This is a genomic window from Pseudomonas inefficax (assembly GCF_900277125.1).
GTDB classification, from domain to species: Bacteria; Pseudomonadota; Gammaproteobacteria; order Pseudomonadales; family Pseudomonadaceae; genus Aquipseudomonas; species Aquipseudomonas inefficax.
In genome coordinates this window covers 21,413-41,674 of sequence record NZ_OPYN01000070.1, presented here as the reverse complement: position 1 = coordinate 41,674, position 20,262 = coordinate 21,413, and the positions used below count along the sequence as shown (strand labels likewise).

At 64.0% G+C, this 20,262-nt stretch carries 21 protein-coding genes; 5 read left to right on the top strand and 16 right to left on the bottom strand.

The window, feature by feature from the left end; genetic code table 11:
• Positions 1 to 137: 137 nt before the first annotated feature.
• Complete coding sequence (locus JV551A3_RS07820; protein ID WP_133970520.1) at positions 138 to 779, top strand: TetR/AcrR family transcriptional regulator; 642 nt, start codon at positions 138 to 140, stop codon at positions 777 to 779.
• 129 nt (positions 780 to 908) lie between these two features.
• Here JV551A3_RS07820 and JV551A3_RS07815 read toward each other — a convergent pair whose 3' ends face one another.
• The gene (locus JV551A3_RS07815; protein WP_133970590.1) at positions 909 to 1,685 is read right to left on the bottom strand and encodes a class I SAM-dependent methyltransferase; all 777 of its coding nucleotides are present in this window, start codon (positions 1,683 to 1,685) and stop codon (positions 909 to 911) included.
• Between the two features lie 103 nt (positions 1,686 to 1,788).
• On the opposite strand from JV551A3_RS07815, the gene JV551A3_RS07810 reads away from it, so the two are divergent.
• On the top strand, positions 1,789 to 2,409 hold the full coding sequence (locus JV551A3_RS07810; protein WP_112251004.1) for an energy transducer TonB: 621 nt from the start codon (positions 1,789 to 1,791) through the stop codon (positions 2,407 to 2,409).
• 12 nt (positions 2,410 to 2,421) lie between these two features.
• Here JV551A3_RS07810 and JV551A3_RS07805 read toward each other — a convergent pair whose 3' ends face one another.
• From JV551A3_RS07805 to ppc, 7 genes are all read right to left on the bottom strand, one after another.
• On the bottom strand, positions 2,422 to 3,111 hold the full coding sequence (locus tag JV551A3_RS07805) for an extensin-like domain-containing protein (protein WP_133970519.1): 690 nt from the start codon (positions 3,109 to 3,111) through the stop codon (positions 2,422 to 2,424).
• The gene (locus tag JV551A3_RS07800; protein ID WP_133970518.1) at positions 3,111 to 3,941 is read right to left on the bottom strand and encodes an isocitrate lyase/PEP mutase family protein; all 831 of its coding nucleotides are present in this window, start codon (positions 3,939 to 3,941) and stop codon (positions 3,111 to 3,113) included. Before JV551A3_RS07800 ends, JV551A3_RS07805 begins: the two co-directional genes overlap by 1 nt.
• Positions 3,942 to 3,969: 28 nt before the next feature.
• Positions 3,970 to 4,839, bottom strand: a complete 870-nt coding sequence (locus JV551A3_RS07795; RefSeq protein WP_133970517.1) for a DUF72 domain-containing protein — start codon at positions 4,837 to 4,839, stop codon at positions 3,970 to 3,972.
• A gap of 3 nt (positions 4,840 to 4,842) precedes the next feature.
• The gene (locus tag JV551A3_RS07790) at positions 4,843 to 5,133 is read right to left on the bottom strand and encodes a hypothetical protein (RefSeq protein WP_133970516.1); all 291 of its coding nucleotides are present in this window, start codon (positions 5,131 to 5,133) and stop codon (positions 4,843 to 4,845) included.
• Between the two features lie 131 nt (positions 5,134 to 5,264).
• The gene (gene tsaB / locus JV551A3_RS07785) at positions 5,265 to 5,939 is read right to left on the bottom strand and encodes a tRNA (adenosine(37)-N6)-threonylcarbamoyltransferase complex dimerization subunit type 1 TsaB (RefSeq protein ID WP_133978553.1); all 675 of its coding nucleotides are present in this window, start codon (positions 5,937 to 5,939) and stop codon (positions 5,265 to 5,267) included.
• Between the two features lie 290 nt (positions 5,940 to 6,229).
• Positions 6,230 to 6,880 carry an adenylate kinase gene (adk, locus tag JV551A3_RS07780; protein ID WP_112250993.1) on the bottom strand — a complete coding sequence of 217 codons (651 nt, stop codon included), beginning with the start codon at positions 6,878 to 6,880 and terminating at the stop codon, positions 6,230 to 6,232.
• A 258-nt stretch (positions 6,881 to 7,138) separates the two neighbouring features.
• The gene (ppc, locus tag JV551A3_RS07775) at positions 7,139 to 9,766 is read right to left on the bottom strand and encodes a phosphoenolpyruvate carboxylase (protein WP_133970514.1); all 2,628 of its coding nucleotides are present in this window, start codon (positions 9,764 to 9,766) and stop codon (positions 7,139 to 7,141) included.
• 281 nt (positions 9,767 to 10,047) lie between these two features.
• Between ppc and JV551A3_RS07765 the strand changes: the two genes are divergently transcribed.
• The 3 genes from JV551A3_RS07765 to JV551A3_RS07755 all read left to right on the top strand — a co-directional run bounded on the left by JV551A3_RS07765 (position 10,048) and on the right by JV551A3_RS07755 (position 11,926).
• A complete protein-coding gene (locus tag JV551A3_RS07765) occupies positions 10,048 to 10,392 on the top strand; it encodes a pilin assembly protein (protein ID WP_133970512.1) in 345 nt (114 codons plus the stop codon).
• 278 nt (positions 10,393 to 10,670) lie between these two features.
• On the top strand, positions 10,671 to 11,084 hold the full coding sequence (locus tag JV551A3_RS07760) for a DUF4398 domain-containing protein (protein ID WP_133970511.1): 414 nt from the start codon (positions 10,671 to 10,673) through the stop codon (positions 11,082 to 11,084).
• A 50-nt stretch (positions 11,085 to 11,134) separates the two neighbouring features.
• Positions 11,135 to 11,926 (top strand): OmpA family protein, encoded by a 792-nt coding sequence (locus JV551A3_RS07755; RefSeq protein WP_133970510.1) that lies wholly within the window; start codon positions 11,135 to 11,137, stop codon positions 11,924 to 11,926.
• Between the two features lie 246 nt (positions 11,927 to 12,172).
• On the opposite strand, the gene JV551A3_RS07750 is transcribed toward JV551A3_RS07755, so the two are convergent.
• From JV551A3_RS07750 to wspR, 8 genes are all read right to left on the bottom strand, one after another.
• Positions 12,173 to 12,499, bottom strand: coding sequence for a hypothetical protein (locus JV551A3_RS07750; protein ID WP_133970509.1), 327 nt, complete (start codon positions 12,497 to 12,499; stop codon positions 12,173 to 12,175).
• A complete protein-coding gene (locus tag JV551A3_RS07745; RefSeq protein ID WP_133970508.1) occupies positions 12,496 to 13,419 on the bottom strand; it encodes an alpha/beta hydrolase in 924 nt (307 codons plus the stop codon). The genes JV551A3_RS07750 and JV551A3_RS07745 overlap by 4 nt, the downstream gene beginning before the upstream one ends.
• Complete coding sequence (locus JV551A3_RS07740) at positions 13,391 to 14,668, bottom strand: flavohemoglobin expression-modulating QEGLA motif protein (protein ID WP_085601946.1); 1,278 nt, start codon at positions 14,666 to 14,668, stop codon at positions 13,391 to 13,393. Before JV551A3_RS07740 ends, JV551A3_RS07745 begins: the two co-directional genes overlap by 29 nt.
• Positions 14,669 to 14,803: 135 nt before the next feature.
• Positions 14,804 to 15,352 carry a hypothetical protein gene (locus tag JV551A3_RS07730; RefSeq protein ID WP_003258915.1) on the bottom strand — a complete coding sequence of 183 codons (549 nt, stop codon included), beginning with the start codon at positions 15,350 to 15,352 and terminating at the stop codon, positions 14,804 to 14,806.
• 29 nt (positions 15,353 to 15,381) lie between these two features.
• On the bottom strand, positions 15,382 to 16,086 hold the full coding sequence (locus JV551A3_RS07725; protein ID WP_133970506.1) for a TetR/AcrR family transcriptional regulator: 705 nt from the start codon (positions 16,084 to 16,086) through the stop codon (positions 15,382 to 15,384).
• Between the two features lie 205 nt (positions 16,087 to 16,291).
• The gene (gene lysS, locus JV551A3_RS07720; RefSeq protein ID WP_114170942.1) at positions 16,292 to 17,794 is read right to left on the bottom strand and encodes a lysine--tRNA ligase; all 1,503 of its coding nucleotides are present in this window, start codon (positions 17,792 to 17,794) and stop codon (positions 16,292 to 16,294) included.
• A 92-nt stretch (positions 17,795 to 17,886) separates the two neighbouring features.
• Positions 17,887 to 18,982 (bottom strand): peptide chain release factor 2 gene (gene prfB, locus JV551A3_RS07715; RefSeq protein ID WP_133970505.1). Its coding sequence is split into 2 segments (ribosomal slippage): positions 17,887 to 18,909 and positions 18,911 to 18,982, totalling 1,095 coding nucleotides; the frame shifts between segments, so codons are not numbered across the junction.
• A gap of 261 nt (positions 18,983 to 19,243) precedes the next feature.
• Positions 19,244 to 20,248: a Wsp signal transduction system regulator diguanylate cyclase WspR gene (gene wspR / locus JV551A3_RS07710; RefSeq protein WP_133970504.1), complete on the bottom strand. Its 1,005-nt coding sequence runs from the start codon at positions 20,246 to 20,248 to the stop codon at positions 19,244 to 19,246.
• Positions 20,249 to 20,262: the final 14 nt, after the last annotated feature.

The following is a 20,262-nucleotide window of genomic DNA, read 5'->3' as shown; positions in this document are numbered from 1 at the left end:
TATTTATACTGGCTAGTATATTAAATCAGCGAACCGGAGCCGGGAAGCCAGGCCCGGAAGAAAATCAATATAAATGCAGGACGCGATCTGCAGCCGGAAGCTGTTCGAGCCGGTAAGATGGTCGTCCTTTTGAAAAGATGCGGATTCCAATGTCCAACGACGCACCCATCGGCCCGGGCCGGCCAAAGGATCTGGCCAAGCGCGAGGCGATTCTCGAAGCGGCCAAGGCCCTGTTCCTCAGCCTTGGCTACGCCAACACCAGCATGGATGCGGTCGCTGCGGCGGCAGGTGTTTCGAAGCTTACTGTGTACAGCCACTTCACCGACAAGCAGACGCTGTTCTGCTCGGCGGTGATGGCCACCTGTCAGATCCAGTTGCCTGACCTGCTGTTCGAGTACCCCGACGGGGCGCCGGTGGAGGAGGTACTGCTGACAATCGCCCGTGGTTTCCAGGCGCTGATCAGCAGCGACGAAGCAGTCAAGCTGTGCCGTCTGATCATGGCTCAGGGCAGCCTGGACCCGAGCTTTGGCGAGTACTTCTACGAAGCCGGGCCCAAGCGCGTGCTGGCCGGCATGGAAGCGCTACTGCGCGGGGCGCATGAGCGTGGGTTGCTGCGTGTCGACAACCCGCTGCGTGCGGCGGAGCACTTCTTCTGCCTGGTCAAGGGCGCACCGGATTACCGCTTGCTGCTGGGGTGTGCGGGGCCGCTGGGGGAGGATGAGGCCGAGGCACATGTGCGCGAGGTGGTCGGGGTGTTCATGCGGGCGTTCCAGCCCTGATATCTGGATGCCTGTGCGGGCCTCTTCGCGGGTAAACCCGCTCCCACAGGATCGATGTGATCCTGAAGTTTGTGCAGCACTTGTGGGAGCGGGTTTACCCGCGAAGAGGCCCGAACAGGCATAGCCAAATCAGGCCTTCAGCGCCTTCTTCGGGTAAATGTCATACCGGCTCGACTTGCCCTCCAGGCTGTGGCTCGGCTTCGGCCCATCGATGATCGGCGCCTTGCGCGGTCGCTTCACCACCACCCGGTGGCTGGCCAACGCCAGCGCAGCTTCGAGCAACGCCGGGGCGTCCAGGTCATCACCGACCAAGGGCCGGAACACACGCATTTCCTTTTTCACCAGCGCGCTCTTGTCGCGGTGCGGGAACATCGGGTCGAGGTAAATGACCTGCGGGGCTTCGCCTTCCCAGGCACGCATACGCTCGATGGCGTTGCCGGTCAGCAGCCGCATGCGCCCGACAATCGGCCCCACTTCTTCATCCACGCGGGCCCGCGCCAGGCCATCTTCCAGCAACGCGGCAATCAGCGGCTGGCGCTCGATGAGGGTCATCTGGCAGCCCAGGCTGGCCAGCACGAACGCATCCTTGCCCAGCCCCGCCGTGGCATCCAGCACCTGCGGTCGCACCCCCTGAGCGATGCCCACCGCCTTGGCAATCATCTGCCCGTTGCCGCCGCCAAACTGGCGCCGATGCGCGGCCTGGCCTTCGACGAAGTCCACCCGCACCGGCCCCGGCGCCTGCGGGCCCAATTGCTGAATCTGCAAACCATCAACGCCCACCTGCACGGCAAACCCGGCAGCATCGTCCTGCAGCGGCAACTCAAGGCGCTGTGCCCACACAGCGGCTTGCGCCTCGAATTCAGCCGACAGCGCCTCGACCCGGATACCTGTGCCCTGCTCTTCCATCATTCACACCTAGAAATTGAACCCAGCCACTAATGTATCGGCCCTCGCAGCCGATACAGGCAATATCCCGCTATTCTGCCAGAGCACAACGCGCGCGACTGCCATGTCAGATACTCTTCCCATTGGCTTGACCTACCTGTCGCCTGTCGGCAACTACAGTCAGCACAACACCCAGGCACTTGGGGGCGTCAGCCACCTGTGGCAGGATTTCTTTGCCCGGGCCATGGCCGAGCAGCAGGAAGAGCCGGTAGACAGCGTCAGCCAGTCGTTCGTGCAATACGACCAGAGCAGCGGCGAGCCGATCGGCGGCGCCCGCGCACTGGCCCTGATCGACGCCCAGCGTGCCTGCCCGGTACACGACACCGAGGTGGCACCGCCCGAGCCCCTGTTCCTGCCCAAGGCAGAACTCGAAGCCAATCTGCTGCCGCCCGCCCCCGAGCCGTTCAGCGCAATCGAGCTGATCGAGCAGCAGCGCCAGCTCGATATCAGCAACAGCTGGCTTCGCCCGGTGGTGATGAGCCAGGGTCACCCCATTGCCGAACCCGGCCCCGGCCCTACCCCGCGCTCGCTGTTCCTGCCGATTGCCGAGTTCGAGACCAACCTGCTGGAGCCGGCCCCCGAGCCGTTCGACACCCCTACTTTGGCCAAGCAACAGAACGAGCTGGAGTTCGACATTCACTGGGCACGCCCGGTGGTGCTGAACAACGTGCGCGCCCACGCCTGACCGCGCCCACGCTCAGCGACAGATCTGCCAGCGGCCCATGTCCACATGAAAGTGGTTGTGATGTGCAGCGTTGTAGTCTGGCCCCAGTACCGTGCTGAAACTGTCGCAGGCCGACTGCTGCACCTGGCGCAGGAACTCCGCCTTCTGCCCACCCGCCTGCCAGTCCCGCGCAAGGACGATACGCTGGCCGTCTTGCAGGCGAAAGCCACTGATGTCCAGGGCATCGGCCGTGGCGTGCTGGCTCAGCCGGCCCTGCTTGCGATGATAGACATTGCGGCAAGCAAAACTGCCCAGGTGGTCGACCTGCACCACCGGCTGCCCCAACACCCGTTGCGCCACAGGCTGCAGGCCATGGTTTTCGAAAAGTGCATACGCCACTGCCAACGGACAACTGGCCAGGAAGCTGCTGCCAAGCCGAGCCTGACCACCTTCGATACGCCATACATTGCGCAATGGGCAGTCGGCAGAAGCTGAACTGTCGGCTTGTGCCCGGTAGCGTAACTGGCTGGTTTGAAGTGCCAGGCGACACAGCGCCGGGTCATCGCGAAGGCGGGACAGCTTGTAGGGAGTCAGCAGGTTCGGGGGCTGACGCACGTCCAGTGGCGCCCACGGGTTCCACGCGGCGGGCAGACGCCAACCCAGCTGCCAGGCCAGCCCCGCAAGCAACGACAGGCCGGCCAGCAACGCCAGCACGGCCCTCATCAGCGGCGGAACAGGTCGTTGAGTTGGGCGAACGGCAGCGCCTGCTCACCGTAGCCGAAGGTGCCCTCATCGCGAATCTCCAGCGCAGCCCGGTGGAAGGCCCCCAACGCCGCACGGGCAAGCGATGAGCCGACACTGATGCGGCGCACGCCCAGGTCCTGCAACTGGTTGACGCTCAGCGGCACGCCCGCCATGCCCATCAGCACATTCACCGGCCGTGGCGCGACTGCCTGCACCACCGCGCGGATTTCCTCGACAGTACGCAGCCCGGGCGCGTAGAGCACATCGGCACCGGCTTCGGCATAGGCCTGCAGGCGCCGAATGGTGTCGTCCAGGTCCATGCGCCCATGCAGCAGGTTCTCCGCCCGGGCGCACAGGGTGAACGGGAACGGCAGGCTGCGCGCCGCTTGCACGGCTGCGCGCACGCGCTCTACTGCCAGCCCGAAATCATAGATCGGCGTATCGCTGCGACCACTGGCATCCTCGATAGAGCCCCCTACCAAGCCGGCTTCGGCGGCCCGCAGAATGGTCTGTCCACAATCTTCGGGCAGGTCGCCAAAGCCGTTCTCCAGGTCGGCGGCCACCGGCAACGGGGTGGCATCGACGATCTCGCCGGCATTATCAAGGGTATCCTCCAGGCTCAAGGCGCCTTCGGCGTCCGGCCGGCCCAGGCTGAAGGCCAGGCCTGCACTGGTGGTAGCCAGCGCCTCGAAGCCCAGGCTGGCCAGCAACTTGGCCGAGCCGGCATCCCAAGGGTTGGGGATGACGAAAGCGCTGTCGCGCTCGTGCAGGGCCTTGAAGGCTTCGGCTCGCAGGGTTTGCACATCCATGGTTCAACCTCCGGCAGTCAGGGAAAGGTCAGAGTAGCCCCAGTTGTTCGACCTCGGGCGTGCGCGGCAATTCCGGCAACGCGGCAAGGCCCGGCAGCCGCTGCATCAGGCGTTGGTGAAAACGCTGGGCCAGCGCCGCCGCCAGGCGGTTGTCCGAGGTGTGCAGGAAGATGTAGGGGTTGCGGCCTTCCTCGATCCAGGCGGCGATCTTGTCCACCCAAGGGGTAAGAAAGACCTCGTTGGCCTCCAGCTGCGGGTGGCCGATGAAACGCACCTGCGGGTGCTGGCTGAAGGCTGCCGGGCGTGGCGGTACCTTGGGCTTCTTCGCTTGTGCATGCAGCACGGCGGCGTCACGAGAGGTGCAGCTGAACAAGGCGCGCGGGTCGAGGCAGATACGTTCCACGCCACGCTCATGCAGCAGGCGGTTGAGCAACCGCTCCTCTTCGCCCTTGGCAAAGAAGGCCTGGTTACGCACCTCCACCGCCACCGGCACTCCGACTTCGTCAAGGAAGTGGCAAAGCTCGCCCAGCCGTGCGGGGCTGAACTGGGCCGGCAACTGCAGCCAGTACGGGGCTACGCGCTGGCCAAGCGGGGCCATCAGGCGGGTGAAGTCAAAGGCCGGTTCCAGCTGATCGCGCAAGTCGCCTTCATGGCTGATGTCTCGCGGGAACTTGGCAGTGAAGCGAAAGTGTTCGGGCATGGTCTGCGCCCAGCGCGCAATGGTGCCGGGTGCGGGACGTGCATAGAAAGTGGTATTGCCCTCGACGGCGTTGAATACCTGGCTGTAGTAGCCGAGCATTTCACTGCTGTTGGCGTCGGCGGGATACAGGTAGTCGCGCCAGGCGTTTTCGCTCCATGACGGACAACCGAGAAAATAAGGCAGTGGTGATGGACTCATCCACTAAATGTACAGGTCGAGCCCCAGTACTTCCATGTCCCAGTCGGTAAAACCGGCGGTGCTCAGGTAGCTGGCCAATGCGGTAGCGGTGCGGCGGTCACGGGCGCGTGGGAAGATCATGTCCTGCTGGCGGGCTGGCAGGCCACCGCTGCGACGGCGGGCGGTGGTTTCCTGAGGGGCGCTCTCGACCTCCTCGATCACCTCGGCATCATCGATGGCCTCGTCACGCACCGCTGCCTTGCGCGGCGTGCGCTTGATCGGATAGGACTGCGATGAGAAACCGTCGATACGCATGGCATGAGCACTCAGGACCAATGATGGCAATTTAGCAGCATCAGGGGTCCATCGCTAATGCTCGAGTGATAACTGGACCACAGATCGCGCAAAAGGTTTTAGTGTCATCGGCGATAACCGACGAGCAGCACTCAGCGCTTCTTGGGTGTGGCTACATTATCGCGCAGGTACACCGGCTGCGCCTGTTCGGCAACGATTGCCTCGCCGCGTGCCCAGGCAAAGCTGGCCAGGGCGAGAATGTCCAGGGCGTTGGGCAAGGCACTGGCATTGCTGGCGGCCACTTGCACCGCCAGGCGCTCGGCATAGCCCCAACCGGTACCGGCACCGAACCACTCGCCAGCACTGCCCACCGGCAGCGCCACCTGCTCGGGCGGCAGCACTGCCTCCTGGCCGACCAGGCGCATTTCACCGTTGGTGGCCCGGTAGCAGCCCCAATACACTTCATCCATGCGCGCATCAATGGCGGCCGCCACTTGCTGCACACCCTGTTCGCGCAGCGCGCCCTGTGCCAGTGCGGCCAGGTTGGACACCGGCAAAACCGGGCGCTCCAGAGCGAAGGCCAGGCCCTGGACCACACCGATGGCGATACGCACCCCAGTGAACGCGCCCGGGCCACGGCCAAAGGCGATGGCATCCAGTGCATTGAGCGCCACGCCGGACTCGGCCAGCAGGTGCTTGATCATCGGCAGCAGCTTCTGGGCATGCATGCGCGGGATCACCTCGTAATGGCTGGTTACCTTGCCGTCATGCAGCAGTGCGACGGAACAGGCTTCGGTGGCGGTATCCAGGGCCAGGAGGGTGGTCATCGAACGGGTATCCAGGTACTAGGGGGAAAAGAGCGGCAGTATAGAGCAGCGGCGGCGTTGTGTCCCTAAGGGGCCGCTGTATGGCCATTAAGCGCTACATGGCGAACTGGCACGGTCTCTGTGGGAGCGGGCGTGCCCGCGAACACCGGCCCAGCCGGTGCCAGCCACCGCGTTGAATTCTTCGCGGGCACGCCCGCTCCCACATAGGCCGCATCAGGACCGCAATGCCGCGCCCCACAAACGACAACGGCCCGCAAGCGGGCCGTTGTCGAGGTGCGTCAGGTACTGGATCAGCTCAGGGCTGCCAGGACCTTGGCGGTGATGGCTTCGACCGAGCCGACGCCTTCGATGTGGCTGTACTTCGGCTTGCCGCCATTGGCAGCCGACAGCTTCTGGTAGAAGTCCACCAGCGGCTTGGTCTGGCTGTGGTAGACCGACAGGCGATGGCGAACGGTCTCTTCCTTGTCGTCATCACGCTGGATCAGGTCTTCACCTGTCTCGTCGTCCTTGCCTTCTACTTTCGGCGGGTTGTACTGAACGTGGTAGGTGCGGCCCGAGGCCAGGTGCACACGGCGGCCAGCCATGCGGCCGACGATTTCCTCGTCGTCCACGGCGATTTCCACGACGGCGTCGATGTCGACACCGGCCGCGACCATGGCTTCGGCTTGCGGGATGGTGCGTGGGAAGCCGTCGAACAGGCAGCCCTTGGCGCAATCAGGCTGGGCGATGCGCTCCTTGACCAGGCTGATGATCAACTCGTCGGAGACCAGCTGGCCGGCATCCATGACTTTTTTCAGTTCCAGGCCCAGCGGGGTACCGGCCTTGACGGCGGCACGCAGCATGTCACCGGTGGAAATCTGGGGGATACCGAACTTTTCGGTGATGAACTTTGCCTGAGTACCTTTACCGGCCCCGGGAGCTCCCAGCAGAATTACGCGCATCTCGTGCTCCTCAAATTTTTTTATGAAATTCAATGGATTCGGCAACCAGGGCCAAGTCCGGAAAAATCGGGTATGACCATAAATCGGTCAGAAGGCTGCTCAAGATACACAGCGCCCGGCAGCCAGACAAGCGTCCCAAAGTTGCAGGAATGCGCCACCTACGGCTGGCCTGGCAGGCGGTTGCGCCCGGCGCAACCCCCCGCTTCGCCCACCTGCATGTCCGCCACGGCACCCGCCGTGGCCGCACCGGGCCTACCTTCAGCCGGTGTTGCGCAGGCCGGCTGCAATACCCGCCACAGTGACCAGCAAGGCCTGCTCCAACGGGCTGTCCAGAGCGGCTTCGCGGCTGCGCGAACGGGCCAGCAACTCGGCCTGCAGGCGGTGCAACGGGTCCAGGTAGGTATTGCGCAGGCTGATGAATTCCAGCGTCTCGGGGCTGTGCGCCAGTAGCACCGGCTGCCCGGTGAGGCCCAGTACCACCTGGCACGACTGCGACAATAGGTCGCGCAGGTGCGCACCCAAAGGCAGCAGGTGCGGTTGCACTAGACGTTCGTCGTAGGCCTCGGCGATCTGCGCATCGGCCTTGGCCAGTACCATCTCGAGCATGTCGATGCGGGTGCGGAAGAACGGCCATTGCTCGCGCATTTGCGCCAGCAGTTCACCCTGGCCACGGGCCAGGGCATTGTTCAATGCCGTCTCCCAGCCAAGCCAGGCTGGCAGCATCAGGCGGGTCTGGGTCCAGCCGAAGATCCACGGGATGGCCCGCAAGCTTTCGATGCCACCGGCGCGGCGCTTGGCCGGGCGGCTGCCCAGCGGCAGGCGCCCCAGTTCCTGCTCGGGGGTCGACTGGCGGAAGTACTCGACAAAATCGGGGTTCTCCCGCACCACGCCGCGGTAGGCCTTGACGCCATCGGCGGCAAGCTGGTCCATCACCTCGCGCCAGGCCGGCTGCGGTGGTGGCGGCGGCAACAAGGTGGCTTCGAGCACGGCAGCCAGGTACAGGTTGAGGTTCTGCTCGGCAATACCCGGCAAACCGAACTTGAAGCGAATCATCTCGCCCTGCTCGGTGGTGCGGAAACGCCCCGCAACCGAACCCGGCGGCTGCGACAGGATCGCTGCGTGGGCCGGGCCACCGCCGCGGCCTACCGTGCCGCCACGGCCGTGGAACAGCAGCAACTCGACCTGGTGCTCGGAGCAGATACGCACCAGGTTTTCCTGCGCCCGATACTGCGCCCAGGCCGCAGCTGTGGTACCAGCGTCCTTGGCCGAGTCGGAATAGCCGATCATCACTTCCTGCGGGCCGCGCAGGTTGGCGCGGTAGCCTGGCAGGCCGAGCAGGCGTTGCATCACCGGGCCGGCATTGTCGAGGTCGGCCAAGGTCTCGAACAGCGGCACCACGCGCATGGGCCGAGTCAGGCCGGCCTCCTTCAGCAGCAGCTGCACCGCCAGCACATCCGAGGCAGCACCGGCCATGGAGATGACGTAAGAGCCCAGCGATGCGGCTGGCGCGGCGGCAATTTCCCGGCAGGTGGCCAGCACCTCGGCGGTATCAGCCTGCGGCTTGAAGTGCGCGGGCAGCAGTGGCCGGCGGTTTTTCAGCTCGGCCTGGAGGAACTCGATGCGCTGCTCTTCATCCCAGTCGGCATAATGCCCCAGGCCCAGGTAGTCGGTAATCTCGCTCAATGCATCACGGTGGCGGGCGGCGTCCTGGCGTACGTCCAGGCGGCCCAGGAACAGGCCGAAGGTCACGGCGCGGCGCAGGCAGTCGAGCAACGGGCCTTCGGCGATCACACCCATGCCGCAGGCGTGCAGGGACTGGTAGCACAGCTCCAGCGGCGCGATCAGGTCGCGGTTGTCCACCAGCACCTCGGCGCTGGCCGGCTGGCTGCTGGTCAAAGCCGAATGCGCCCAGGCGCGCGTTGCGCGCAGGCGATCGCGCAGTTGCTTGAGCAGGGAACGGTAGGGTTCGGCGCTGTCGCCGACCCGCTCGCGCAGGGCATCGTCGGCCTGCTGCATGGACAACTCGGAAGCCAGCGCATCGATGTCGCGCAGGAACAGGTCGGCAGCCATCCAACGTGCCAGCAGCAGCACTTCGCGGGTGACCGCTGCGGTCACGTTGGGGTTGCCATCACGGTCACCGCCCATCCACGAGGCGAAGCGAATTGGCGCCGCCTCCAATGGCAGGCGCAGGCCGGTAGCCTCCAGCAGGGCCTTGTCGACCTTGCGCAAGTGGCTGGGGATGGCGTGCCACAGCGAATGCTCGATCACCGCGAAGCCCCACTTGGCTTCGTCCACCGGCGTGGGTCGGGTGCGGCGGATTTCTTCGGTGTGCCAGGCCTCGGCGATCAGCCGGCGCAGGCGCTCGCGCACCTGCTGGCGTTCGCTCGGGGTCAGGTCGCGGTGGTCCTGGGCAGCCAGTTGGCCGGCGATGGCGTCGTACTTCTGGATCAGGGTGCGGCGAGCCACCTCGGTGGGGTGCGCGGTGAGTACCAGCTGGATGTCGAGCTTGGCCAATTGCCGGGCCAGGGCATCATTGCTGTGCCCTGCCTGCTTCAGGCGCGCCAGCAGCTCGGGCAGCACCCGGGCCTCGAACGGCTCGGGCTGATCGGTATCGCGGCGGCGGATCAACTGGTACTGCTCGGCCATGTTGGCCAGGTTGAGGAACTGGTTGAAGGCCCTGGCCACGGGTAGCAAGTCCTCATCGGCCAGGTCCGCCAGGGTCGAGCTCAGTTGCTCGCCGGCACTGCGGCGGTCGGCCTTGGCACTGTGGCGGATGTCCTCGATCTTCTGCAGGAACGCCTCGCCGTGCTGCTGGCGAATGGTATCGCCGAGCAGCTCACCCAACACATGGACATCTTCACGCAAACGCACATCGATATCGGTCATTGGCCCTCTCTCCGGCGCGGCTCTGGCGCATTGCATCCCTTTACAGCCTTTACGCAATCCCTTGTGGGAGCGGGCGTGCCCGCGAAGAATCCAACGCGGTGTCTGGCACCGGCGTTGCCGGTGTTCGCGGGCACGCCCGCTCCCACAAAGGCTGCGGCATACCTGGCAAGAGTGCCCACAGCCAGGCGCCGATGGCAAGCCGTGATCGGCCAAAGCAAACTAAAGTGAAAGCACGACACTCCCATGCAATGCAGCCCTTGAAGGCGCCACCAGAGGTCATCATGAAAATCCGTGAACTCGCCCAGCACTGGGAACAGAATGCCGCCGGTACCCTCAGCCCCACGGGCCATATCCTGCATCTGGACCTTGAGTCAGAAGCGCGCCTGGCGGCGCTGATCGACATGTACCCCAAGCGCACCGCCGAAGAACTGCTCGGTGAACTGGTCGCGGCAGCCCTCGAGGAACTGGAGGCCAGCTTCCCCTATGTGCAAGGCCGCCAGGTCATCGCCACCGACGAGGAAGGCGACCCGCTGTACGAGGACATCGGCCCTACCCCGCGCTTTTTGTCACTGTCGCGACAGCATCTGCAAGCCCTGATCAACCCCGCAGCGGACAACGAAAAGTAACCCGCCACCCCAGCGTTCCGGGCCTGATAAAAGGCCCGGAATACCGCAGCATCCCACAAAAGTTCCAGGCCAACCGCACTGACCGATCAGTCAGAAATAGTTATCCGTTCGGGATGTTTTTTTCTGAACTATCCGAAAAACGCGTCAGTCACAGCCAATAGCCATCACGCTAAAACCCTGCACACCTGCCGTTGTGCACCGTTGAGCTGAAGCGCGCGCACGTGTCAGGGAACGAGCGATGGACTGCTACGGACAACGTCGTAAACAGGAGTGATCCAATGGAACTGACCACCAAGAACACCCGCATCCACAAACCCTCATCCACTCATGTGCGCGGGTTCAAGCTGGCAGCACTGGCCCTGGGCAGCAGTTTGGTCCTGGCCGGCTGTGCCGGCAACCCGCCCACCGAGCAGTATGCAGTCACCCAGTCCGCCGTGAACTCCGCCGTCAGCGCTGGCGGCACCGAGTTCGCCGCCGTGGAGATGAAAGCGGCCCAGGACAAGTTCAAGCAGGCCGAGATCGCCATGCACGACAAGAAGTACGACGACGCCAGGCGCCTGGCCGAACAGGCCGAATGGGACGCCCGCCTCGCCGAACGCAAGGCCCAGGCGGCCAAGGCCCAGAAGGCCGTGCAGGATGCCCGCGAGGGCGTTCAGGACGTACGTGAGGAAGGCCTGCGCAGCGCTCAGTGAGCCCTGCCCCGCCCACCTCGGCCTTCGCAAACGATCAAAGGATGAACACTATGCGCAACTACGTCATGATTCCCGCCCTGCTGGCCCTGAGCGTCGGTCTTGCTGCCTGCTCGCATGACCCTAATGCCAACCTCGAATCGGCCCGCACCAACTTCTCCTCGCTGCAGAGCGACCCGCAATCGAGCAAGGTTGCAGCGCTGGAGACCAAGGACGCCCAGGACTGGCTGAACAAGGCCGACAAGGCCTACATGGACCGTGAAGACGAGAAGAAGGTCGACCAGTTGGCCTACCTGACCAACCAGCGCGTCGAGGTGGCCAAGCAGACCATCGCCCTGCGCACCGCCGAAGGTGAACTGAAAAACGCCTCGGCCCAGCGCGCCCAGGCCAAGCTGGACGCCCGCGACGCACAGATCGCCAAGCTGCAGGACAGCCTCAACGCCAAGCAGACCGACCGCGGCACGCTGGTCACCTTTGGTGACGTGCTGTTCGACTTCAACAAGGCCGAACTCAAGAGCAACGCCTACCCGAACGTCACCAAGCTGGCGCAGTTCCTCCAGGAAAACCCGGAGCGCAAGGTGATCGTCGAGGGTTATACCGACAGCGTAGGCTCGGCCAACTACAACCAGACCCTCTCCGAGCGCCGCGCCAACAGCGTGCGCATGGCACTGGTACGTGCCGGCGTCGACCCGGCACGCATCGTCGCCCAGGGCTATGGCAAGGAGTACCCGGTAGCGGACAACTCGAGCAATTCGGGGCGTGCGCAGAACCGTCGGGTGGAGGTGACCATCTCCAACGACAACCAGCCAGTAGCGCCGCGCTCGGTGAGCCAGGTACAGCAGTAAGACTGGCTAGCTGAACTGACAAGCCCCGCGATCGAAGCGGGGCTTTCTTTTGCTTGTTCCGGCCTCTTCGCGGGCACGCCCGCTCACACAGGTACGGCGCCAGTTTCGAGCTTTGCGCGATCCCTGTGGGAGCGGGCATGCCCGCGAAGAGGCCAGTTCAGGCAGCAGATATCTTGAGCTTTGCACAGTCCCTGTGGGAGCGGCTTTAGCCGCGAAAGGGCCTGCACAGGCAACAAAGATCGAGGCTCACTGCACCTGCTGCGGGGTTTCCTCTCCCATGCAACGCACCGCGCGCTTGCGGTTGTCTACCAGCACCCCCGTCAGGCCTTTCTGCTGGGTATCGAACAGCACCAGTACGCCATCCACGCACTGGGCCACTTGTGGCGCCGGGTCCAGCGAGACCTTATAGTCCTCGCCGGGGAGGGTCTTGAGCATGGTGAAGTCCTGCAGCAACAGGGCATCCTCGGGCTTGGCGAAATGCAGGTAACCGTAGTACCACAAGGCCCCAACCGTCACGATGATGCTACCGACACCGGTCAGGATCAGCGGGATGGCGTTGCGTTCTTCACTCATTGCTTGTTCTTCTCGTCAGGGTAATTGGGTACTTCAGCCAGCCGCCGCAGGCCGTTGAAATGGCTGGGGTCGTCGAGGAAGCGCAGCATCACCTGGCGCCAGGTCGGGTCGGCGAAGGTCTGCACGTGGCCACCACGGGTAAGTTGCAGCACCCGCGGCGCTGGCGCGTGCTGGTACAGGCGGATGCCGTTGTCCATCGGCACCAGGGTGTCGTCGATGCTGTGGAAGAACAGCTTGGGCGGGCTGCTCAGTTGTTCGATCGAGCGGATCGCGCTATCGCCGTCCGGCACCAGCCAGGACAGCGGCACCTGCAGCGGCCAGGTCATCCACGAGGTGCTGAGGGCAAAGCGCCCGACCGCACGGTAACTGGCCGGCACCCCGTCGAACACCAGGGCACTGAAACGCTGGCGCTGCTCCGGGTGAGCCGCCAGGTAGTGAATGGCCATGGCCCCGCCAAGGCTCTGCCCCAGCAGTACCAGCGGCTTGCCCTTGACCTCCGGCGCCTGGTCCAGCCAGGCCATGGCCGCAGCGATGTCCTGGTACACCTCCGGCAGGCTCGGCTCGCCCTGCGACAGGCCATAGCCGCGGTAATCGATCATCAACACCTGGTAGCCCTGCTCCGGCAGCCAGTAGCTGCCGCCCAGGTGCCCGGGCAGGTTGCCGCCATTGCCGTGCAGGTGCAGCACCGAACCCTTGACCTCGACCCCGGCCTTGGCCGGCAACCACCAGCCATGCAGGCGGATGCCATCAGCAGTGGTCAGGGTGACATCGCGGTACTCGAGCCTCGCCCGCTCGGGCGTGAACGCCTGGCCACGCTCGGGGTAGAACAGCAGGCTGCTGCAACCGCTCAGGCCCAGCAGGATCAAACCCAGGGCCAGCAGGCGGCAGCACTCAGAGAATGTTCGCGTAATCGGCTTCAATGCGATCCAGGCTCAGGTGGTTGAGGAAGTTGGAGAAGCACATCCAGGCCGACAGCGCGTTGAGGTCGCGGAACTGCTCGGGCAGGTACTTGGGCGGCTCGACCAGGCCTTCCTCGACCAGCTGTCGCAGGGTACGCATGTCTTCCAGAGTGGTCTTGCCACAGAACAGCAACGGGATCTGTTCGAGCTTGCCCTTCTTCACGGCCAACTGAATGTAGTTGTAAACCATGATGAAGCCTTTGAGGTAGGACAAGTCCTTGGTAAATGGCAGCCCATTGGGCACCGACCCGCGGAACACCCGGCTGGCGTTGCTGTAGCTCTGCGCCATCTCGAAACCCTGCTCGCGGAAGAAGTTGTAGACCTGCATGAAATCGGCCCCCTCCTCGACCATGTGGATGGCGCGGGTGCGGTTGGTGAGCTTGCGCAGGCGGCTGGGGTAGGAGGCGAAGGCGATCACCTCCATGAGGATGGCCAGGCCTTCCTGGGTCACCGTCGACGAGGGCGGGCCCTTGGCCAGGAAGGTACAGATCGGCTGGTTCAGGCCGTTGAGCGTGGTGCCGACATGCACTAGCCCTTCATGCACCTCCAGGGCGCGCACGTCACGGGAGTTGAACATGGCGTCGGCACGCACCTTGATGTAGTCGGCCCCGGCCGCGGCATCGGCGACGATGCCGTCGGACTCGAACACACGGATGGTTTCCTCGGCCTCGCCGAACACCTTGTTCAGCCGGTGCTGGAGGATTTCCACGGCTTCCTTGGCGGTGAGGTTTTTCGGTTCGTCCTTGAGGTCGCCACGGCCATCGATGTTGTTCAGGTAGTCCGACAGCATCAGGCCGAGGTCGGCCAGGGTCGGGTCACCAGCGTGGAAGGCGTCGGAGGCAGCGCCGTACAGCTCCTGGGAGATAAGGCCGAAATCCTCGGTGCCACGCGCTTCGAGCATGCGCACCACCATGCGGTATTCGCGGCACATGCGCTTCATGATCTGCCCGACCGGGTTGAACTGGCCGAGCTGGCGAATGATGTCGCGCTCGATGCCCTGGAACTCGGCCTTGACCGCGCTGGAATCGAACGCCAGCGGGCGCGATTGGTAGTAGGCACGGTCGACGGCCGGCGGCTCCTTGCCCTTGGCCTTGAGGAAGCCCTGGCGGATGTTGTCGTCCCACTTCACCGCGTCCAGAACCCGGATCGGGGTCTGTGCCGCAACGATGCGGTCGGACAGGGCGCGGATGGTTTGCTGGTATTCGTCCACCGGGGACTCCTTTCTAGTACAGGAAACCTGTACCGGCCTCTTCGCGGCTAAAGCCGCTCCCACAGGTACTGCATCAGGCTCGAAACCGGTGCGGTCCCTGTGGGAGCGGCTTCAGCCGCGAAGAGGCCAGCACGGTCATTTGCCGGAGCGCTGGAACCGCGCCACTTCAACGAACAGGTCGGAGTTGGCCGGGTCGTCCAGGTACGCCAGCACCCGCGCCGACGGGCTGTCGATCAGCACACCGTCGCCGTTGTCCTCCGGCACCTCGGTGCTGCGCCCGGTCAGCTCCTTCTTGTCCACTGCCTGCTGCACCTGTTCGACATCCAGGTTGTAGACCACCAGCTCCTTGCCATCGACGATATCGAAACCGCCGATCAGGAAGTTGCCACCCAGGCGTTTCGGCACCCCAGCCGACAGGTACCAGCGGTTGCCGTGGCGCGACACGGTGAACACGTATTCCTCCGGGGCCTTGCCCTTGGCCGTGGCCACCGCCTTGTAGGCATCACCACCGCTGCGGCTGATCACCAGCTTCAGCGGCTCGCCCCAGGCGTCCTTGCTGCTCCACTTGCCGAGCAGGGCCTTGGGCGCCGCCTGGTTGCTCGGCAAGGGCTCGTGGAAGGTCACCAGACAACCGCCCAGCAGCAGGAATGACAGAGTCAACAACACCACACGCCAGGCTTTCATCAGGTTCTCCTTGAAAATTCGGTCTCGGCTCAGGCCGATGCCAGCACCAGCTGCAGGTATCGGCTAAGCATAGCGAGCATCTGCCCATCGGCTTGCGCGTTCGCATCCTTGAGCAGGCCCTGATATTCCATCTGCTCGATAATCGCCGTCAACATCTGGGCGTCCTGTTCCGGTTGCAGCGAGCCCACCACCTGCAGCAATTGGCGGGTGCCATGCAGCAGGATCTGCTCATGAGCGCACACCAGTTCAGCCAGGCGCGGGCATAGCAGCGCCTCCTGGCGGAAGGCCTGCTCGGCCATCAGGAAGTCGCGGCGGTTCAGCAGTTGCCGCTGCACGTAGTCGGCAGTCATGCGTGCTACTTCGTCAGCCAACCGTGCCCGTGCCTGCGGGCTGCCGTCACCCTGCGCCAGCAACTGGCGCAACACCACCTCGGTATTGGCCCACAGCTTGGCCATGTAGGCGGCGCTGCGTTCGACATACTGGGCGAAGGTATCGGTGAGCAGGTCCTCGATGTCCTTGAAGTAATAGGTGGTGGCCGACAGTGGCACACCGGCCTCGGCGGCGACGGCGCGGTGGCGCACGCCACGTACGCCATCGCGCACGACAATGCGCATGGCGGCGTCGAGGATCAGTTGGCGACGCTGTTCGCTGCCCTGGCGGGCAGTCTTGCGGCCTTGGTATTGCACGCTTTCGGCGACGGCGGTGGCGATGCCGGCGGCGCCCTGGTGAGGCATTGCGGGTGTCACTGGGGGTACCTCATGGACAGTGTTTCGTCAGTACCGGCCTCTTCGCGGCTAAAGCCGCTCCCACAGGTCCCCCACTACCCTCAGGCTGGTGCGGTCCCTGTGGGAGCGGCTTTAGCCGCGAAGAGGCCGGTACTGACAACATAAAGCTTCAGGCAAGAAAAAGCCGCCTCGAAAGGCGGCTCGTTCAATTCACTCAGGCCTGCGGACGCATGTGCGGGAACAGGATCACGTCGCGGATCGACGGCGAGTTGGTCAGCAGCATCACCAGGCGGTCGATGCCGATGCCTTCACCAGCAGTCGGTGGCATGCCGTACTCCAGGGCGCGAACGAAGTCGGCGTCGTAGTGCATGGCTTCGTCGTCACCGGCGTCCTTCTCGGCCACCTGGGCCAGGAAGCGCTCGGCCTGGTCTTCGGCATCGTTGAGCTCGGAGTAGGCGTTGGCAATCTCGCGCCCACCGATGAACAGCTCGAAACGGTCGGTAACAGCCGGGTTGTCGTCGTTGCGACGGGCCAGCGGCGACACTTCGAACGGGTACTCGGTGATGAAGTGCGGCTGCTCCAGCTTGTGCTCGACCAGCTCTTCGAAAATCATCACCTGCAGCTTGCCCAGGCCTTCGTGGCCCAGCACCTTGGCGCCGGCTTTCTTGGCGATCTCGCGAGCGCGGTCGACGTCCTGCAGGTCGGCGGCGGTCAGCTCGGGGTTGTACTTGAGGATCGAGTCGAATACCGACAGGCGGGCGAACGGCTCGCCAAAGTGGAACACCTTGTCGCCGTACGGCACGTCGGTGGTGCCCAGCACCAGCTGCGCCAGCTCGCGGAACAGCTCCTCGGTGAGGTCCATGTTGTCGCGGTAGTCGGCGTAGGCCTGGTAGAACTCGAGCATGGTGAATTCAGGGTTGTGACGAGTCGAAACGCCTTCGTTACGGAAGTTGCGGTTAATCTCGAACACCTTCTCGAAGCCACCAACCACCAGGCGCTTGAGGTACAGCTCCGGCGCAATACGCAGGAACATGGCCATGTCCAGGGCGTTGTGGTGGGTTTCGAACGGCTTGGCCGCGGCACCACCAGGGATGGTTTGCAGCATCGGCGTCTCGACTTCGAGGAAGTCGCGCTCGATGAGGAACTTGCGGATGTGCGAAATCACCTGCGAACGCACACGGAAGGTGTGGCGGGTTTCTTCATTGACCATCAGGTCGACGTAACGCTGGCGGTAGCGCTGCTCGGTGTCGGTCAGGCCGTGGTGCTTGTCGGGCAGCGGGCGCAGCGACTTGGTCAGAAGGCGCACGTTGGTCATTTCGACGTACAGGTCGCCCTTGCCGGAACGGGCCAGGGTGCCTTCGGCGCTGATGATGTCGCCCAGGTCCCAGGTCTTGACCGCTGCCAGGGTTTCTTCCGGCAGGGTCTTGCGGTTGACGTAGACCTGGATGCGGCCGGTCATGTCCTGAATGACCATGAACGAGCCGCGGTTGAGCATGATGCGGCCAGCGACCTTGACCGGAATCGCTGCAGCTTCCAGTTCTTCCTTGGTCTTGTCCGCATACTGCTTCTGCAGGTCGTTGCAGTAGCTGTCGCGACGGAAGTCATTGGGGAAGGCATTGCCCTTCGCGCGCTCGGCGGCAAGCTTTTCCTTGCGCAGGGCGATCAGGGCGTTTTCTTCCTGTTGCAGGTCTTGCGCTTCGGTCTTGAGGTCGCTCATTTCGTCATTCTTTCCATCAGGTGTTCGGTGCCCCTTTCGGGCAGGGCACGCGGTACCGGCCCAGGCCTGGTACCGCGGCGTTTGTGTGCGTTTTACAGCCCCTGCTTGAGGCTCGCTTCCAGGTACTGGTCAAGGTCGCCGTCCAGGACCTTCTGGCAGTCGCTGCGCTCGACACCGGTACGCAGGTCCTTGATACGCGAGTCATCCAGCACGTAGGAGCGGATCTGGTGGCCCCAGCCGATGTCCGACTTGCTGTCTTCCAGCGCCTGGGAGGCGGCGTTGCGCTTCTGCATTTCCAGCTCGTACAACTTGGCCCGCAGCATTTTCATGGCGGTGTCTTTGTTGGCGTGCTGCGAACGTTCGTTCTGGCAGGCCACCACGGTGTTGGTCGGCACGTGGGTGATACGTACCGCCGAGTCGGTGGTGTTTACGTGCTGACCACCGGCACCGGAGGAGCGATAGGTATCGATGCGCAGGTCGGACGGGTTGATATCGATCTCGACCTTGTCGTCGATCTCGGGCGACACGAACACCGCCGAGAACGAGGTGTGGCGACGGGCACCGGAGTCGAACGGGCTCTTGCGCACCAGGCGGTGCACGCCGATTTCGGTGCGCAGCCAGCCGAAGGCGTACTCGCCCTTGATATGCACGGTGGCGCCCTTGATGCCGGCGACTTCACCTTCGGAAAGCTCGATGATGGTGGCGTCGAAACCACGCTTGTCGGCCCAGCGCAGGTACATGCGCAGCAGGATGTTGGCCCAGTCCTGCGCCTCGGTACCACCGGAGCCGGCCTGGATGTCCAGGTAGGCGTTGTTCATGTCCATCTCGCCGCTGAACATGCGACGGAACTCGAGCTGGGCCAGTTTTTCTTCCAGGCTTTCCAGCTCGGTCACGACGTCGCCGACGGCGCCTTCGTCATTTTCCTCGACGGCCATGTCGAGCAGGTCCTGGCAGTCCGCCAGGCCGCCGGACAGCTTGTCCAGGGTCTCGACGACCTGTGCCAGCATCGCACGCTCGCGGCCCAGGGCCTGGGCGTACTCGGGCTTGTTCCAGACGTTGGGGTCTTCCAGCTCGCGGTTGACTTCGATCAGGCGGTCATGCTTGTGATCGTAGTCAAAGATACCCCCGAATGGACTGGGAACGCTCGGTAAGGTCCTTGATGGTGTTCAGGATCGGTTGGATTTCCATGGGCGGGAAGCTCTCGTGCGAATTCGGTGAAAAGCCTGCGAGTATAACCGAGTCCGCCGCAAGGCGGCAGACCCGCCGGGCGGTAGCATGTATATCGAGCACTTGGAAATTGCACGGTCCTTGTGGGAGCGGCCTTGCGTCGCGATTGGGCCGCGCAGCGGCCCCTGATTTTCAGCTCAGCAGTAGAGATTGCCGGGGCCGCTGCGCGGCCCAATCGCGACGCAAGGCCGCTCCCACAGGGGCCGCTCCAGCTTCAGCGTTTCAGGCGATGCCGACCTGGTTGCGCCCACTGTTCTTGGCTTGGTACAGGCCTTTGTCCGCAGCCGAAATCAGCTGCCGGCTATGGCTGCCGATGGCCGGAGTCTGGGTGGCCAGGCCGATGCTCACGGTCAGGTACGAGTCGGGCACCGGTGCAGTGTGCGGGATGCCCAGGCCGAGCACGGTCTGGCGCAGCTTCTCGGCCACCAGGCGTGCCCCACCAGGCGACGTGTTGGGCAATACCAGGACGAACTCCTCGCCGCCATAGCGCGCCGGCAGGTCGGTCGGCCGCGAGCACGCGCCGCGGAGTGCCTCGGCTACCTGGCGCAAGGCCTCGTCACCGGCCAGGTGGCCGAAGCTGTCGTTGTAGGCCTTGAAGTAGTCCACATCGATCATCAGCAGCGACAACTGCTGCTGCTCACGCATGGCCCGGCGCCATTCCAGCTCCAGGTACTCGTCGAAGTGGCGGCGGTTGGACAACCCGGTCAGGCCATCGGAATTCATCAGCCGCTGCAGCATCAGGTTGGTATCGAGCAGTTGCTGCTGACTGACGCGCAGGGCACGGTAGGCCTCGTCGCGCTGCAGCAAGGTCAGGTAGGAACGCGAGTGATAGCGGATCCGCGCCACCAGTTCGATGGTATCCGGCAGCTTGACCAGGTAATCGTTGGCCCCGGCAGCAAAGGCTGCGCTCTTGACCAGCGGGTCTTCCTTGGTCGACAGGACGATGATCGGGATGTCCTGCGTCGCCGGGTTGTTGCGGTATTCACGCACCAGGGTCAGCCCGTCCAGGCCAGGCATGATCAGGTCCTGAAGAATCACCGTAGGCTTGATGCGCACCGCCTGGGCCACCGCCTGGTGCGGGTCGGCGCAGAAGTGGAAGTCGATGTTCTCTTCATTGGCCAGGCCACGCCGCACCGCCTCGCCGATCATGGCCTGGTCATCGACCAGCAACACCATCGCCGAGTTCTCGTTGGGGGTCGTGAAACCTTCGATCGGTAAATCATTCATACCTGTTCACCCGA